14 protein-coding genes are annotated in these 13591 nt (G+C 62.2%); 3 read left to right on the top strand and 11 right to left on the bottom strand.

The window, feature by feature from the left end; genetic code table 11:
- Positions 1-368: 368 nt before the first annotated feature.
- Entirely contained in the window at positions 369-1607 is a 1239-nt protein-coding gene (locus NKF25_RS10080; RefSeq protein WP_253226545.1) for a mandelate racemase/muconate lactonizing enzyme family protein, read from the bottom strand.
- A gap of 50 nt (positions 1608-1657) precedes the next feature.
- Positions 1658-1783: a hypothetical protein gene (locus NKF25_RS24215; RefSeq protein ID WP_256486879.1), complete on the bottom strand. Its 126-nt coding sequence runs from the start codon at positions 1781-1783 to the stop codon at positions 1658-1660.
- Positions 1784-2155: 372 nt separating this feature from the next.
- Here NKF25_RS24215 and NKF25_RS10075 point away from each other — a divergent pair, with 372 nt between their 5' ends.
- The gene (locus tag NKF25_RS10075; protein WP_253226544.1) at positions 2156-3256 is read left to right on the top strand and encodes a cellulase family glycosylhydrolase; all 1101 of its coding nucleotides are present in this window, start codon (positions 2156-2158) and stop codon (positions 3254-3256) included.
- Here the strand turns inward: NKF25_RS10075 and NKF25_RS10070 are convergent.
- Together NKF25_RS10070 and NKF25_RS10065 are read right to left on the bottom strand one after the other, a co-directional pair.
- Complete coding sequence (locus tag NKF25_RS10070) at positions 3240-4073, bottom strand: NosD domain-containing protein (RefSeq protein WP_253226543.1); 834 nt, start codon at positions 4071-4073, stop codon at positions 3240-3242. The genes NKF25_RS10075 and NKF25_RS10070 overlap by 17 nt on opposite strands.
- A gap of 85 nt (positions 4074-4158) precedes the next feature.
- Positions 4159-5073, bottom strand: coding sequence for a dihydrodipicolinate synthase family protein (locus NKF25_RS10065; protein WP_253226542.1), 915 nt, complete (start codon positions 5071-5073; stop codon positions 4159-4161).
- A gap of 137 nt (positions 5074-5210) precedes the next feature.
- Between NKF25_RS10065 and NKF25_RS10060 the strand changes: the two genes are divergently transcribed.
- Positions 5211-5477, top strand: a complete 267-nt coding sequence (locus NKF25_RS10060; protein ID WP_066143953.1) for a MoaD/ThiS family protein — start codon at positions 5211-5213, stop codon at positions 5475-5477.
- A gap of 141 nt (positions 5478-5618) precedes the next feature.
- Here the strand turns inward: NKF25_RS10060 and NKF25_RS10055 are convergent, their stop codons facing one another.
- From NKF25_RS10055 to NKF25_RS24210, 4 genes are all read right to left on the bottom strand, one after another.
- Positions 5619-5762 carry a hypothetical protein gene (locus NKF25_RS10055; protein WP_253226541.1) on the bottom strand — a complete coding sequence of 48 codons (144 nt, stop codon included), beginning with the start codon at positions 5760-5762 and terminating at the stop codon, positions 5619-5621.
- A 57-nt stretch (positions 5763-5819) separates the two neighbouring features.
- Complete coding sequence (locus NKF25_RS10050) at positions 5820-7052, bottom strand: HAD hydrolase family protein (protein ID WP_253226540.1); 1233 nt, start codon at positions 7050-7052, stop codon at positions 5820-5822.
- 168 nt (positions 7053-7220) lie between these two features.
- Positions 7221-8561 (bottom strand): RimK/LysX family protein, encoded by a 1341-nt coding sequence (locus NKF25_RS10045; RefSeq protein WP_253226539.1) that lies wholly within the window; start codon positions 8559-8561, stop codon positions 7221-7223.
- A gap of 83 nt (positions 8562-8644) precedes the next feature.
- Positions 8645-8776 carry a hypothetical protein gene (locus NKF25_RS24210; protein ID WP_255359094.1) on the bottom strand — a complete coding sequence of 44 codons (132 nt, stop codon included), beginning with the start codon at positions 8774-8776 and terminating at the stop codon, positions 8645-8647.
- A 169-nt stretch (positions 8777-8945) separates the two neighbouring features.
- Between NKF25_RS24210 and NKF25_RS10040 the strand changes: the two genes are divergently transcribed.
- The gene (locus NKF25_RS10040) at positions 8946-10325 is read left to right on the top strand and encodes a nicotinate phosphoribosyltransferase (RefSeq protein ID WP_253226538.1); all 1380 of its coding nucleotides are present in this window, start codon (positions 8946-8948) and stop codon (positions 10323-10325) included.
- 115 nt (positions 10326-10440) lie between these two features.
- Here NKF25_RS10040 and NKF25_RS10035 read toward each other — a convergent pair whose 3' ends face one another.
- From NKF25_RS10035 to NKF25_RS10025, 3 genes are all read right to left on the bottom strand, one after another.
- Positions 10441-11952, bottom strand: a complete 1512-nt coding sequence (locus NKF25_RS10035) for a trehalose-6-phosphate synthase (protein WP_253226537.1) — start codon at positions 11950-11952, stop codon at positions 10441-10443.
- A 173-nt stretch (positions 11953-12125) separates the two neighbouring features.
- On the bottom strand, positions 12126-12638 hold the full coding sequence (locus NKF25_RS10030; RefSeq protein ID WP_253226536.1) for a gamma carbonic anhydrase family protein: 513 nt from the start codon (positions 12636-12638) through the stop codon (positions 12126-12128).
- Positions 12639-12680: 42 nt separating this feature from the next.
- A complete protein-coding gene (locus NKF25_RS10025; RefSeq protein ID WP_253226535.1) occupies positions 12681-13541 on the bottom strand; it encodes an NmrA/HSCARG family protein in 861 nt (286 codons plus the stop codon).
- Positions 13542-13591 lie beyond the last annotated feature (50 nt).

Here is a 13591-nt window from a genome sequence, read left to right as displayed (position 1 = left end):
AATATTCGAAAGTATGGCGTTTGGATATAGTTTTCGACTAATTTCATGTGAAAATGGTTTCGAATGTTGGCAATTATAGGATATGTCTCTAAGTTTGTTCGATACCTCCCCTCTTCGAGTTGAATCGGCTTCGGCGTGTGATATTCTCCTTTCGAGAAGTATCTCATGACGGAAAAATAGCTTTCAGCCGTCGACGTGCAAGCCGTCGAATGTGACCCAACGCAAACGTATTGGGGAGTTAGAATTATCGACTTTTTCCAATACTTCCTTTCGGTTCCGTCGAACAATGCAAATCAGAGATTTGTTGGCTCGACGAGATTTACGCTTCGTCGAACACGCAAATCAGAGATTCGCTGGCTCGACGAAGCTCACGCTTCGTCGAACAATTCCTCGCCCTCGACCATGTGCTCCTCGACGGCGTCGATGTCGAGCGTCAGGCCGAGACCGGGTTTCTCGGGGATCGTGATGTAGCCGTCCTCGATGACGTCCTCCTCCACGAGGTCCTCCCACCAGCCGAGCTGGTAGGAGTGGTATTCGACCGCCAGCGAGTTCGGGATGGCCGTGCCGACGTGCGCGCTCGCCATCGTCGCGATGGGCGAGGAGACGTTGTGCATGGCGACGGGGACGTAGTACTGGTTGGCGACGTCCGCGATTTTGCGGGTTTCGCGCATGCCACCGACCTTGGGCAGGTCGGGCGCGATGATGTCCACAGCGAGGTTCTCGATGAGGCGGCGCTCCTCGGTGACGCGGTAGCGGTTCTCACCGACCGTGATGGGCGTCGAGGTGGACTTCGTGACCTCTTCCTGTACCTTGAGGTTCTCCGGTGGGACGGGGTCTTCGAGCCACCAGACGTCGTAGTCCTCGATGGCTTTGGCGAGTCGTTTCGCGCTCCCGGCCGAGAACGTCCAGTGACAGTCGAACGCGACGTCGGCGCGGTCCTTCACGCGCTCGGTGACCGTCTCCACGATCTCGGCTTTGTGACGGATCTCGCCGGGTCGCAGGTGGCGGTTCGCGCGGTCCTTTTCGAACCCGGACGGCACGTCGAGGTCGAACTTGAGCGCGTCGTAGCCCAGTTCCTCGACGACGCGTTCGGCTTCGTCGGCGCACGCCTCGGGGTCGGCCTCGTCCGCGGTGTGGCAGTCACAGTAGACGCGAACCTTGTCGCGGTACTTGCCGCCGAGCAGTTGGTAGGCAGGAATGTCGAGAATCTTGCCCGCGAGGTCGTGTAGCGCGATCTCGATGCCGGAGATGGCGGTAATGGTTACGCCTTCGATGGAACCCTCGCCGGACATCTTCTGGACGAGGTGTTCGAACAATCGGTCGATGTCGAGCGGGTTCTCGCCGATGACGAACGGCTTCATGCGCTCGATGAGTTCGGGAACACCGGCACCCCAGTAGGCTTCACCCGTGCCGACGATTCCCGCGTCGGTGTACAGGCGGACGAGCGTCCACGGGAAGTTCCCGTCGATCATCGTCGTCTGGACGTCCGTTATCTCGATGTCGCGCTTATCGCCCCGCGAGGCCTTCGTTCCCATCGTCTCGCTGGAGAGATTGCGCATCGTGTACTCTGCGTTGGGGTCGTGCAGTGTCGCATAGTCGCGTCCCATACCCGCGGGTACTTCTTCGGTAGTAAAAGTTTACGTGGTATCGTCCGTAATTACTGGAGCACATCCACGGGGGTCTCCGCACTGATCCACGCGTGGATCGAATCCTCTGCGCGAAGTTCGTATCTCCCGCGTCGATAGTAGCCGACGACCCGTGGCTCGGTCTGCTGATTAGGCATCTCGTGTATCCCTTCGACCCTCCTCACCCTTACTATTGACCAGTTAACCGGTTACGCCCCCTGATAGTCCCACCGTTCCTGTCCGTTGAGACACCAATGTCGGTCCGCTCTCGTTCCCAAACCCCCACCGTCTGCATGCGGTTATACAGGGGTTAATCCGGGAGTAGCGGGGGAAACACTCAGTGAGGTGACCCTATCACGGGGACGTACTCCAATCCCCGATATCGACACGACGTTTTCGGCGACGTGGCTCGCGCGGCGTTCCGACGCTCGATTCCCGGAAGTGGCTTCCGTCCCATCAAACGGCCAACGAGGAAAAATGTCAGATGAAAGGTTACTACTTTCAGGTGTGCGGCCGTTGTCGGCGATTTCATGACACGTCGGTGTACGAGACGGGGGTTTCTCGCCGGTGTCGCGTCTGCTGTCTCGCTTTCCGGATGCGTCGCAGACATCGGGACCCCTCCTGTGGACGTTCGTGGTGCGATGTATCTCCCCTCACGCGCGATGAACTCTTTCCAGATGTGGAACACGTACGACCGTGGGGTCACGGAGCGAGACATGGGGTTTGCCGACCGTCTGAACCTGAACGCGATTCGAACGTGGTTGAGTTACGAGGCGTGGAAACGCGACCCCGCATCGTTCGGCCGGGCGCTCGACCACTTCCTGGCGACCGCGGACAAGCACGGCATCCAGGTCCTCCTCGGTGTCTTCGAGGGTGTCGGGCGTCCGCCGGTCCCGAAGAACCTCTACGACACCGACCCGTGGACGGGCACCTCGGTTTGGTCGCCCGGAAAGCACGTCATGCGGAATCCCGACCTGTGGGACGAACCGAAGCGCTTCGCCGAGTGGGTGACGAACCGCTACCGCGACGACGAGCGACTGCTCGCCATCGAGGTGATGAACGAACCCGGTTGGCGACCGTGGAAGAAGCGGTTCGCACGCGCCATGTTCGACTACGTCCGCGAGCGACGCGGCGACGTCCCGCTGACGATCGGCGCGACGAGCTTTGCGAACGCCACCGATTACTACGACTGGGGGATCGACGTGATCCAGTTTCACTACAACTACCCGAACACGACGGACATCTACCGTGGCGTCCTCCAACAGGCGAACGAACTCCGCAACAGCATCAACATGCCCGTCTGGCTGACCGAGTGGCAACGCATCGCGAATTTCGGCTGGGGTCAAAAGGAGGTCTCCGTGGCCCAGCGCGGCCCGGATTACGCCTCGCTCGCCCCCGTCATCCGTAAGTCGGGCGTCGGAAACTTCTTCTGGTCGCTCATGCTCAAACCCGCCTACATGCTGAGCCAGCGCAAACGTGGCATCCTCAACGGCGTCTTCCACGAGGACGGAGCGGTCTGGAGCACGGAGGACGCGAGCGCACTCAAATCGATGTCCGGCGACGGCACGTTTCACGGAACCGAACGCAAGGAGTGGCCGGATTGGGCGAAGGAAGTCATCCGGAGGGCGTGAGTCCGGCGTAGGCCAGCACGTCCGTCTGGTCGAAGTTACCGTCGCCATCGAAGTCCAGGGCCGACTGCTGTCGTGCTGGCACATGTGCGAGACCACTCGTCTCCGCGGCGGCAACGATCGGAAACGCAACCGCGTCCGAGACGCCGGTCTTTCCGTTTCCGGTCAGATCCTCGTATCGTCCGTCCTTGTCGGGGTCGAGCGGCGGGCCGACGTTCAGTTGGTGCCCGAATCCGTGCACCAGCACCACCGGCGCGTAGATGTCGATGGCGCGATTGTGATGGATCCGGTTGTCGAGCAGCGTATCGTCCCACGAATCGTCGAGCGTGACGCCGCGGAGGTCGCCCCTCACGGTGTTGTTCACCAATCGAGTGTCCGACCCCGTCACGCCGATTCCGATGGCGTTGTTCACGGCGACGAGGTCGTGCACCGTCACGTCCGAGGCGTCCTCCACGTACACCCCGCGATTCCAATCCTGCGTTCGGAGGTTTCGAACCGTCACGTTCGACGCCCCATCGACGTGGACGCCGCTGGTGTCGCTGACGCCGTATCCGTCGAGGGTGTGTCCCCCGCCGTCGAGAACCACGTCGTTCGCGCGGATTTCGATACAACCGGTCGAGATGGCGGTCTTCCCGTTATGGACGTCGCGAGTCAGCACGTAGGTTCCCGGTTTCGTGATCTTCGTACAGGAATCGACGGTCGTGGCCGTTTGTGGTGTGGATGCGGCGGACGCAGTAGATGCGGCAGGCAATCCGCCGTAGCTGACACTGACGATGCAGAGGAGAACCAACCCGACGGCGAGAACGCGCGACTGAGGCATAATCCCACGCACGACGGCCCCCCTGTTATACGCTCTCCCGGTAAGGGCGGCCTACTCGTGGAAATCAGTGTTTAAAAGGGGGAAATCAGAGCACGCCGAGCGCGCGAAGGTCCGATTCGAGCGTCGCGCGGTCGGCGTCGTTCATCTTCCGGAGCGGACTCCGGAGCGGACCGGGCGAGAAGTCCACGTCGAGCAGGTCGAGCGTCGTCTTCACGCCAGCCATGTACGACCCGCCCTTCAGCGCGCTCCGAATCGCGTACACATCGCTTTGGAGTTCGCGGGCGCGTTCCTCGTCGCCCTCGTCGTAGGCGTCGTAGAGGGAAACGATCAGTTCGGGGAAGGCGTTCGCCACCGCGCTTACGGTTCCGGTACAACCGAGTTGGAGTCCCGGCAGGATCAGGGAGTCCGACCCCGAGAGGAACGTGAGGTCCGGGTTGTCGTCGATGGCCTGTCCGAGCCACGGAACGTCCTTGCTCGAATCCTTGAGTCCGGCGAGGTTCGGAATCTCGGCGAGGTCCGAGAGCGTGTCGAGCGACAGCGAGTTGCCGGTCTTGCTCGGAATGTGGTAGATGTACACCGGCAGATCGACCGCTTCGCAGACGCGGCGGTAGTGTTCGAGCGCCCCGTCGTGGTCGAGCGGGTAGTAGAACGGCGTGATGACGACGAGTCCGTCCGCGCCGACCGACTCGGCGTGTTCCGCGTTTTGGATGGTTTCGTACGTGCTCGGCGCACCGACGCCCGCGATGACGGGAACGTCGTCCACCGCATCGACGACCGCTTCGACGACGCCGCGCTTTTCCTCGCCGGTCAGGAGCGGGAACTCGCCGTTCGTCCCGAGCGGGAAGACGCCGTGTGCGCCGCCCTCGACGACGTATTGAGCGTGGGCCGCCGTGGCTTCGTAGTTCACCGACTCGTCCTCGTGAAACGCCGTAATCGTGGGCGGAACGACGCCGTGCAGCGAAAGCGGGTCGTCCGTCCCCGGTTCTGGTGCGTGCGACATACTCGGACGCTTGTCCTCCGACCTGATAAGCGATTTCGTCTCGGCAGGGTTCTTTTCCGGGAACGAGTAAAATTCACCCGAGAGCTGTTTTTCGAGACTGAGTAAACTTTTTGTTGCAGGGGGGACAATGTGTGAGTATGAACGTCACAGTTAAGCTTACCGGACCGATGGTGGCGCGCACCGGGACTCGTGACGCACGCGTGGCAGTCCCCGACGAGGCAACCGTCGCGGACGTCGTCGACAAACTCGGCGAGCGTTACGGCCCGCAGGTCCGCGCCGGAATCATGGACGGACTCGGCCTCCGCTCGGACACCTGCCTCTTCCGAGAGTCCGACCACGAACCGCTCTCGGTCCGCAGTCCCGTCGAACCGGGCGAAACCGTCCGCGTACAGGTTCACGCCTGACGACGGTTCCCACGACCTCTACCTCGGTTCCTTCCGAACGAACGGACCTTTCCCTCGATTTTCACACTTTTCACACTTTTCACACCCGACAGTCGCTACGCTCTACTTCCCTCGCATTTTCGTGACGAAATAGTAGCGATATCAGACGTACTCGCCCGGCGCTTCCTCGAACTGCGTTCGATGGTCGTCCGAGCAGAACCGATACTGTCGGCCGAGATGGCGCGCCACGAACTCCGTCTCCCGATCAACGTACAGTTCCGTACCGCACACTGGGCATTCTTCCATGTTCGGTACTTCGAACGCCGGACGAAAACGCGCTGTGCTTGCACCTGCAAACGTCGGCTATCCCAGTCTCGCCAGACGGTTCAACGCGTACACCGTCCGGAGCACGTCGCCCGCCTTCCCGCGGTCGAAGACGAGTTCGTCCGTCTGAATGACGTGGTTCAACACGTCGCGCGAGGCGTGTTCCGGCGCGGCACCGATGCCGCAGTCGTTCTCGTCGACCCACTGCATCACGCGGAGGTCGCTCTTGCTGTCGCCCATCACGAGGGTGAACGGTTCGTCCACGCCGAGGACGTCCAGCGCGGCCTCCACGCCGACCACCTTGTTCAACTCCCGACTGCCGATTTCGGCGGCGTCACCCTCGTAGTACGCCACGTCGATCCTGTCGAAGGTGTCCCGCACGTCCGCCGGAATCTCCGAAACGTCCGTCTTGGGCATCCCGTCCGCCGCTTCGAGGACGCCGCGGATTTCGGGGTCGCTGTCGGCGTAATACGCCCGCGCCCATTCGCTTCCGTCTTCGCCATCCCCGACCACCGTCTCGCCGAGCAAGTCGATTTGATAGACGAGCGCGCGGTCGATGACTTCGACCGCCCGCGAACTCCCCGTCTCGAAGTTCGGCTTCATCGTGATGTTGAACTCGTTGCCCTGCAGGTGGGTGCACCGCCGGAGTTCGTCGGGTGCCGAGGAGAGCACCTCCGAGCGCACCGTGTCGAAGACGGTTCGAATCTCGTCGTCCAACTCCTCGAACAGCAGTCGCTTCGTCTCCGCGCCGTGGCCGGGCGTGAACACGCCAGTTCCTGCCTCGTAGACGATACTTACCGTGCCGGAGTGGACGATTTCGTTGCCGAGTCCCTGTATGGCGAACCCCTTCACGTTCTCCAGCGTCTGGCCCGTACAGACGACGATGGGCACGCCCTTCTCGTGGAATTCGGTGAGCAGGTTCAGCGTCTCGCGCGGAATCTCGTTGTCCGTCCCGCCCGCCGACCGGAGCGTCTCGTCCACGTCCAACACGAGCGCGTTCACCGACCGGCCGTACTTGGAGTAGAGGTCGAGCGCGGTGAACGCCTGGTCGCGGGTCGCGTGGGCCGCTACGTCCGCGTAGGTTTCGCCCGCGTCGAACCCGTCTCGAATCTCGTCCTTTCGCCGTTCCAGTTCGTCGCTCGCCGACTGCCAGTGCTCCAGCGCAACGCGGGAGTCGACCGGCGGGAATACGTCCACGAAATCCTGATACGCTCGAAGGGTCTTCGCGTCGAATTCGTCGTAGAGCCGATAGAGAGCATCGTACCGTTCCATACTGGATGTGGGTCACATTCCGGGATAAAGGTCGGGGAGGGTGGCAGATAGTGTCGGATCGAGTATTTGACTGCAACCACGATTCCAATACAGTAGAATTCGGCCCGTGAGACGGTGACTCCTCCTCGACGGGATGGGCCCCCATTGGGGACAGTAAGAATCTGACACTCACTCCTCGACGGTGCCGCCCTCCGTCTCGTCCACTCGCTTGCTGATGTCCACTTGGTAGTGTTCGAGGATGTCGCGGCCCAGCAGGACGGGATTGTTCATGTGGCTCCTGTCCTCGACGTTCGCGGAAACCGTGTAGTGGTTTCCGGCGATGCCGATAACCACGTCCACGACCGGTCGGGTTCGGCTCGATTTCGAGCTTCCGGAGCGCACCCGCGAGATTCGCCGAATCGGTCCCGCGCCCACGTCGGCCGCGATTCCGGTGTCGATACTGGTTCGGCTCGCGCCCGTGTCGGACTTGGCGACGACGGTGCGCGACCCCGTCGTCCCGCTGACGACGACCTCGGTGGTGTAGCCGATGGTGGGCTGGTCCGACAGTCGTTGGCTACCCGTCGCCGGTTTGCAGTCGGGAACCGAATCGTCGAGCGTCGTCGTCAGTTCCGTAACGCGGCCCTCCTCGACGCCCCCGCCGCCCGCTTCGATGGCGGCGCGTGCGATGTGCGGTGCCGGACTGTGGCCCGTGGCTCGGAAGAACCCTTTGAACCCCGCCGTCGGGTTGACTTCGAGCACGTACCACTCGTCCTCGTCCCGGATGAGATCTACCCCAGCGTAGTCCAGCCCGAGGGCGTGGGCCGAATCCAGGGCGATTTGGACGATTTCGTCCGTGAGGACGTCCCCTGCCGCCGTCACGTCGCCGCCGAGCGCGACGTTCGTCCGCCACTCCTCGTCCGGGGCCGACCGGATCATCCCGCCGAGGACGGAATCCCCGACCACGTAGACGCGCAGGTCGCTGTGCGGACCGTCGCCGTCCTGTTCGATGAGCTGTTGGATGAACGCCTGTCGCTTCCCGACCCGTGAACTGATGGGCGTGTTCAAATTCACCTTCCACGTTCCACCGCCGTGGGTCCCGATGGCGGTTTTGTACACCGCCTCGGTCCCGTACGTCTTGCCGATCTCGTTGAGCCGATCCGTGGAGAGCGCGAAGATAGCGTCGGGAACCGAAATCCCCTTGTCCGCCAACCGGACGGCCGCCGAGAACTTGTGAGTGGCCTGTAGGACCGACATCGGCGGGTTCAGCATCGGCACGAGGCTTTCGTACAGGTTCGCAAGCCCGAGGAGTTCCTCGGGGTTCTCCGTCTTCGACAACAACAACCGATTCGCGATGACGTCCACATCCGGTTCGAGCACGACACGACCGTCCCGTATCTCGACGGACGTGTTCTCCCGCCGGAGCCAGACCGGATCGTGGCCCAACGCTTCGACGGCGTTCAAAATAGCCTTCGTCTCCTTGCTGTTGTGGAGACTGAGTACTCCCACTGACACTGCTTTTTCTCCCGACATCAGCTTGCTATTCGCTAACTCATGGCAAAACAGTTATTGCTCTTTCGCTAATATTTCGGCGTCGTCTTCCGTCCAACTATCGGCTATCGAATCTTGTCGAAGACCGTGCTCTGACAGCGGCCGCACTGTCGAGGGTTGCGCCAGTACTTCTTCCCGCACGAGTGGCATTTCCAGTTCGGCGTGAGGAAATCGGGTTTGAGCGATTCCAGGTTCATGGGACGAAGTAGGGTCCCGACGAATAAACGCGTCTCGCCGGGGTCCCTCGAACCCGAACCGTCCCTCGATTCGAACTCGTACCGTCCCTCGATTTGAATTCGTGCCGTTCTCCGATTCGAACCCGAACCGTCCCCCAACTATTACTGTGGCGGCGTCGTCTCGGCGTCTATGACTGGGGGGAACCAACCAGCGGAGCGGTTCGGCTACATCACGCCCGAAAATTTGGGGTTGTTCACCGACCTCTACGAGTTGACGATGTTGCAGGGGTACCACGCCGCGGACCACAACCCGCGGGCGACGTTCAGCCTTTTCTTCCGCAAACTGCCATCGGATAGGGGGTACGTCCTCGCGGCCGGACTCGAACAGGCGATGGCCTACATCGATTCCATCTCGTTCGGGGAACGAGCGATCTCGTATCTCGCCGGTCGCGGGTTCGACGATGACTTTCTCTCCCGACTCGCGGAGTTCGAGTTCACCGGTACCGTGCGGGCGCTCCCGGAGGGGACGCCCGTGTTCCCGAACGAACCCATCGTGGAGGTGACCGCGCCCATCTTCGAAGCCCAACTGTTCGAGACCCTGCTGTTGAATCAGGTCGGCTTTCAGAGCCTCGTGGCGACCAAAGCCGCTCGGATGCGCGAAGCGGTCGAACGCCACGGCGACGGCCAATCGCTCGTGGATTTCGGTGCCCGACGCGCCCACGGTACCGACGCCGGGATGAAAGCCGCCCGCGCCGCGGCGATCGGTGGCTTCGACGGAACCTCGCTCGTCTCCGCAGGGGAGGCGTTTTCCCTCCCGGTGTACGGGACGATGGCCCACTCGTGGGTCCAGAGCTTCGAGAGCGAGCGCGACGCCTTCGAGACGTTCCTCGATCAGTATCACGAGGACACGATTCTGCTGGTGGACACCTACGACACCGTCGAAGGGGCGAAGTTGGCGATGGAACTGACCGACGAGCACGACGCCGAGGTCGGCGTGCGACTCGACTCCGGCGACCTCGTTTCCCTCTCGAAAGATGTCGCCGAAATAGTCGGCGACCGACCGATCTTCGTCTCCTCCAGCATGGACGAGTACAAGATCGCCGACTTCCTGCGTGAGGGCGGTGTGGCGACCGGGTTCGGTCCCGGTACCGCACTGACGACGAGCGGGGATGCCCCGTCGCTCGACCTCGTCTACAAACTCACCGAAATCGAACACGACGGCGAGATGCGACCGAGCATGAAACTGTCGTCGGGGAAAGTCACGTACCCCGGGGGGAAGAGCGTCCGCAGAATCGAGGAGGACGACGACGGCACCTACGAAAAGGACGTGATCGCACTGCGTGGCGAGGACGCACCCGGCGAGGACCAACTGGTGTTCGTCTACGAGGACGGGGAGCGCGTCGCCGACTCCTCCGAACTCGGCGCAATCGCCGAACGGGCGGGAAGGCGACGGCGATGTCTCCCGGACGACTGTCGCGACCTCCGTGCGCCGGGTTCCTACCCCGTCGAAATCAGCGACGGCCTCCGTCAGCTAACCGAGGACTGTCGGGCCGACCTGCTGGACCGATGAGATACCCGACGTCGAAATCGTAGCGGCGTCCGAGCAGTCCGCTACGGACTGCGGCGGAAGCGGTCCGCTACGAGGTACGGTAAACGCCGATACGCGGAAGCCGACCCGCTTCCGATCATTCGTTCGTGTATTCCGTTGTCGTTCCCGTCGTATCGCGTTGGGCCGTCGTCTCCTTTCGACTCAACACCTTGCTCGCACTCTGCAGCACGCTGTTTTTCCACGCCTCGATGTCGTTTTCCTCTACCGACGCTCGTAGCGGCTCCATTCGGGTCGCTCGCTCCGATTCGTCCATCTCCAAGGCTTCCTCGATGCTATCCGCGAACGCTTCGGTGTCGTTCGGGTGGACGGTTATCGCCCACTCGCCGAGCGCCTCGTGTGCGCCGACGAGTTCGCTGAGGACCAACACTCCCGGATCGTCGACCTGTGAGGCGACGAACTCCTTCGCGACGAGGTTCATCCCATCGCGGAGCGAACTCACGAGCACCATGTCCGATTCCCGATACAGCGCGGCCAGCGTGACCGGGGAGAGGTGGTCGTCGATGTAGACGATCGGTTGCCACGTCGCCGTCCCGAATCGGTCGTTGATCCGCTCGACTTCGCTCGTCACGTTCTCCTTGACGCGCTGATAGTCGTCGATCTGACTTCGGCTCTCGCTCGCCTTCTGGACGTACGTGAACGTTTCGCGCCGCTCGGGATACTTCTCCCAGAGCTGTTCGAGTGCGGCGAGCCGTTGCTCGATTCCTTTCGTGTAGTCGAGTCGGTCCACCCCGACGGCCAACCGGTCGGCGTCGAGCGCGTACGTTTCGCGGAGCGATTCCCACGCGTCGTCGGCCTCCGACGACCCCGCGAGCTGTCGCCGTTCCGCGGCGTCGATACCGAGCGGGAAGGATTCGACCTGAATCGTTCGCCCTTCGTAGCGAACCCACCCGGCTTCGTGATCCACCTCGGCGTCGAACGCCCGTTCGACGCAGTCGAGGAAGTTCTCGCAGTAGCGGTCGGTGTGGAAGCCGAGCAGGTCGTTCGCCAGCAGTCCGTCGAGCAGTTCCTCGTACTCCGGACAGCTTTGGAGCACGTCCCACGACGGCCACGGGATGTGCCAGAACTGCATGCAGAACGCGTCGGGACACTCCTCCCGGATCCGCCGCGGGGCGAGCGCGAAGTGATAATCCTGAAACCAGATGACGGCTTCCGATGGGTCCACTTGCTCCCGTATCGCGTCCGCGAAGTGTTCGTTGGTTTCCCGATAGTGCTCCCAGAACTCCGGTTTCGGCGTCATCTTGGCCGTATCGGAGTGACACATTGGCCAGAGCACCTGATTGCTGTAGCCGTAGTAGTAGTTCTGTACCTGTTCGTCCGTGAGCGAGACGCGCTTCAAGTCGTACGAGGGAGACTCCGGCGGGACGCGAACACAACCGTTCTCGTCGCTCATCTCGTCGTCGCCGTCGCCGCTCCCCCACGCGACCCACGTTCCCCCGGTGTTCGCCATCATGGGATCGAGCGCGGACGTGAGGCCGCCGGTCGGTCGAACGACTTGAATCTCACCGTCCACTCGCTCGTGGACGTACGGTTCCCTGTTCGACACCAGGACCAATTCGCGGTTTCCGAACTGAAGAGCAGTATCAGACATCGTATCTCCCCTCCCTGAGTCGGCAGCAAATCCTTCAGCAGTCTCGTTCATTAGTTTTGTCGCTCATCACGCATATTCGAGGGTCAAACCAATCACTGCATGGGTTGCGTTTGCAAGTTTCTTTATTAGGCTCTGACCCGCCCGTATCGACCCTCTTCACCCCCGTATCGATCCTACTCGAACAGTCCTTCGTGGCGCTCGGCGAGTCCCGTGTACTCGCCCGACGAGTACGATTCGAAGATGTCCGCCGCGTCGATGGTCGTCTCCGAAAGCGGCGTCACCTGCGCGGGAACCCCCCGAACGAACGACTCCGGCGGGATGTCCGCCTCTTCGAGGGTCACGGTCCCTGCGGCAACGATGCTCCGCTCGCCGACGTGGACGTCCGTGTTTATGGTCGCGTTAAATCCGACGAGGGACCCGTCGCCGATCGTCGCTTCGTTCAGCACCGCACCGTGACCGACCATCACTCGGTCGCCGACGGTCGATGCGTGGAGCACCGCGTTGTCCCCGATGTGTGACTCTTGGCCGATTCGCACCGGTGCCGCATCACCCCGTAGCACCGCACCGGGCCAGACGCTGGCGTCGGCTTCGACCGTCACGTCCCCGACCAACGTCGCCTCCCGGCAAACGTGGGCCTCTTCGTGTATCGACGGCTCACCCCCTTCGAACTCGTACGTTCGAACCATACACCTGACACGACGTTCGACCCCAAAGCTTTGGCGGGGGGACTAGCCTACTGATCCGCTCCACTCGTGTTCGTCCAGATACTCCTCGAACAGCGTGAACTGTACGTCGTGAGACGACCGCAACTCGGCGAGGTCGATGGGTGCATCCCCGCGGTTGAACCAGCGGTACATCGCCGCATAGTCCTCTCCCGCCCGCTTTTCGAAGGCGTCGATGGGAACGTGGTCGGCGGTCACGTCGATTCCGATACTCTTCGACAGCCGAACCGCCATCGCCGACAACGTGAGTTCGTCACCCGCGAGGTCGATTTCCCGCTCGACGTAGTTCGCTCGCTTCGCGAAGGCCTCCGCGACGATTGCGCCGATGTCGTCCACGTCCACCATGTACAACGGCGTGCGCGGTTCGAGCGCCATCGAAAGCGTCTCGTTCATGATGTCGTCGCGCATGCCCTCCAAGTTCTGCATGAAGAACACGGGCCGGACGACCGTCAACGGCAGATCGAGATCCGACAGTCGTCGTTCGATGGTCGCTTTCGTGTCGAAGAACGGAACGCCCGAATTCTCGTTCGCACCCCATACCGAACTGAAAACGAAGTGGTCGACGCCGTGGTCGGCGGCGACTTCCCCGAGATTCGTCCCCTGTTCGACTTCGGCGTCCAATCCGGCGGCCCACGTGGTGACGCCGTACACGCCATCCACATCGCGCACGGCGTGCACGAGCGACTCCTTCTCCCCGAGGTCCCCCTCCACGACGACCGCACCCCGTTCGTCGAGTTCTCGGGCAGCGTCGCTTCCCCCGTCCCTGGTCAGCGCGTGGACTTCAACGCCGCGTTCCAGGAGGTGGCGCGCGACGGCCCCACCCTGTCGCCCCGTCGCTCCCGCCACGAGTACACGTTCCGGTGGCATAACGGATGGAAAACGCCACGGATTTGCTTAGTCGTTGTCACCGTCGCGGG

The organism is Haladaptatus sp. AB643, from assembly GCF_024136975.1.
In the GTDB taxonomy this organism is placed as follows: domain Archaea; phylum Halobacteriota; class Halobacteria; order Halobacteriales; family Haladaptataceae; genus Haladaptatus.
This window is presented reverse-complemented; position numbering and strand designations above follow the sequence as displayed.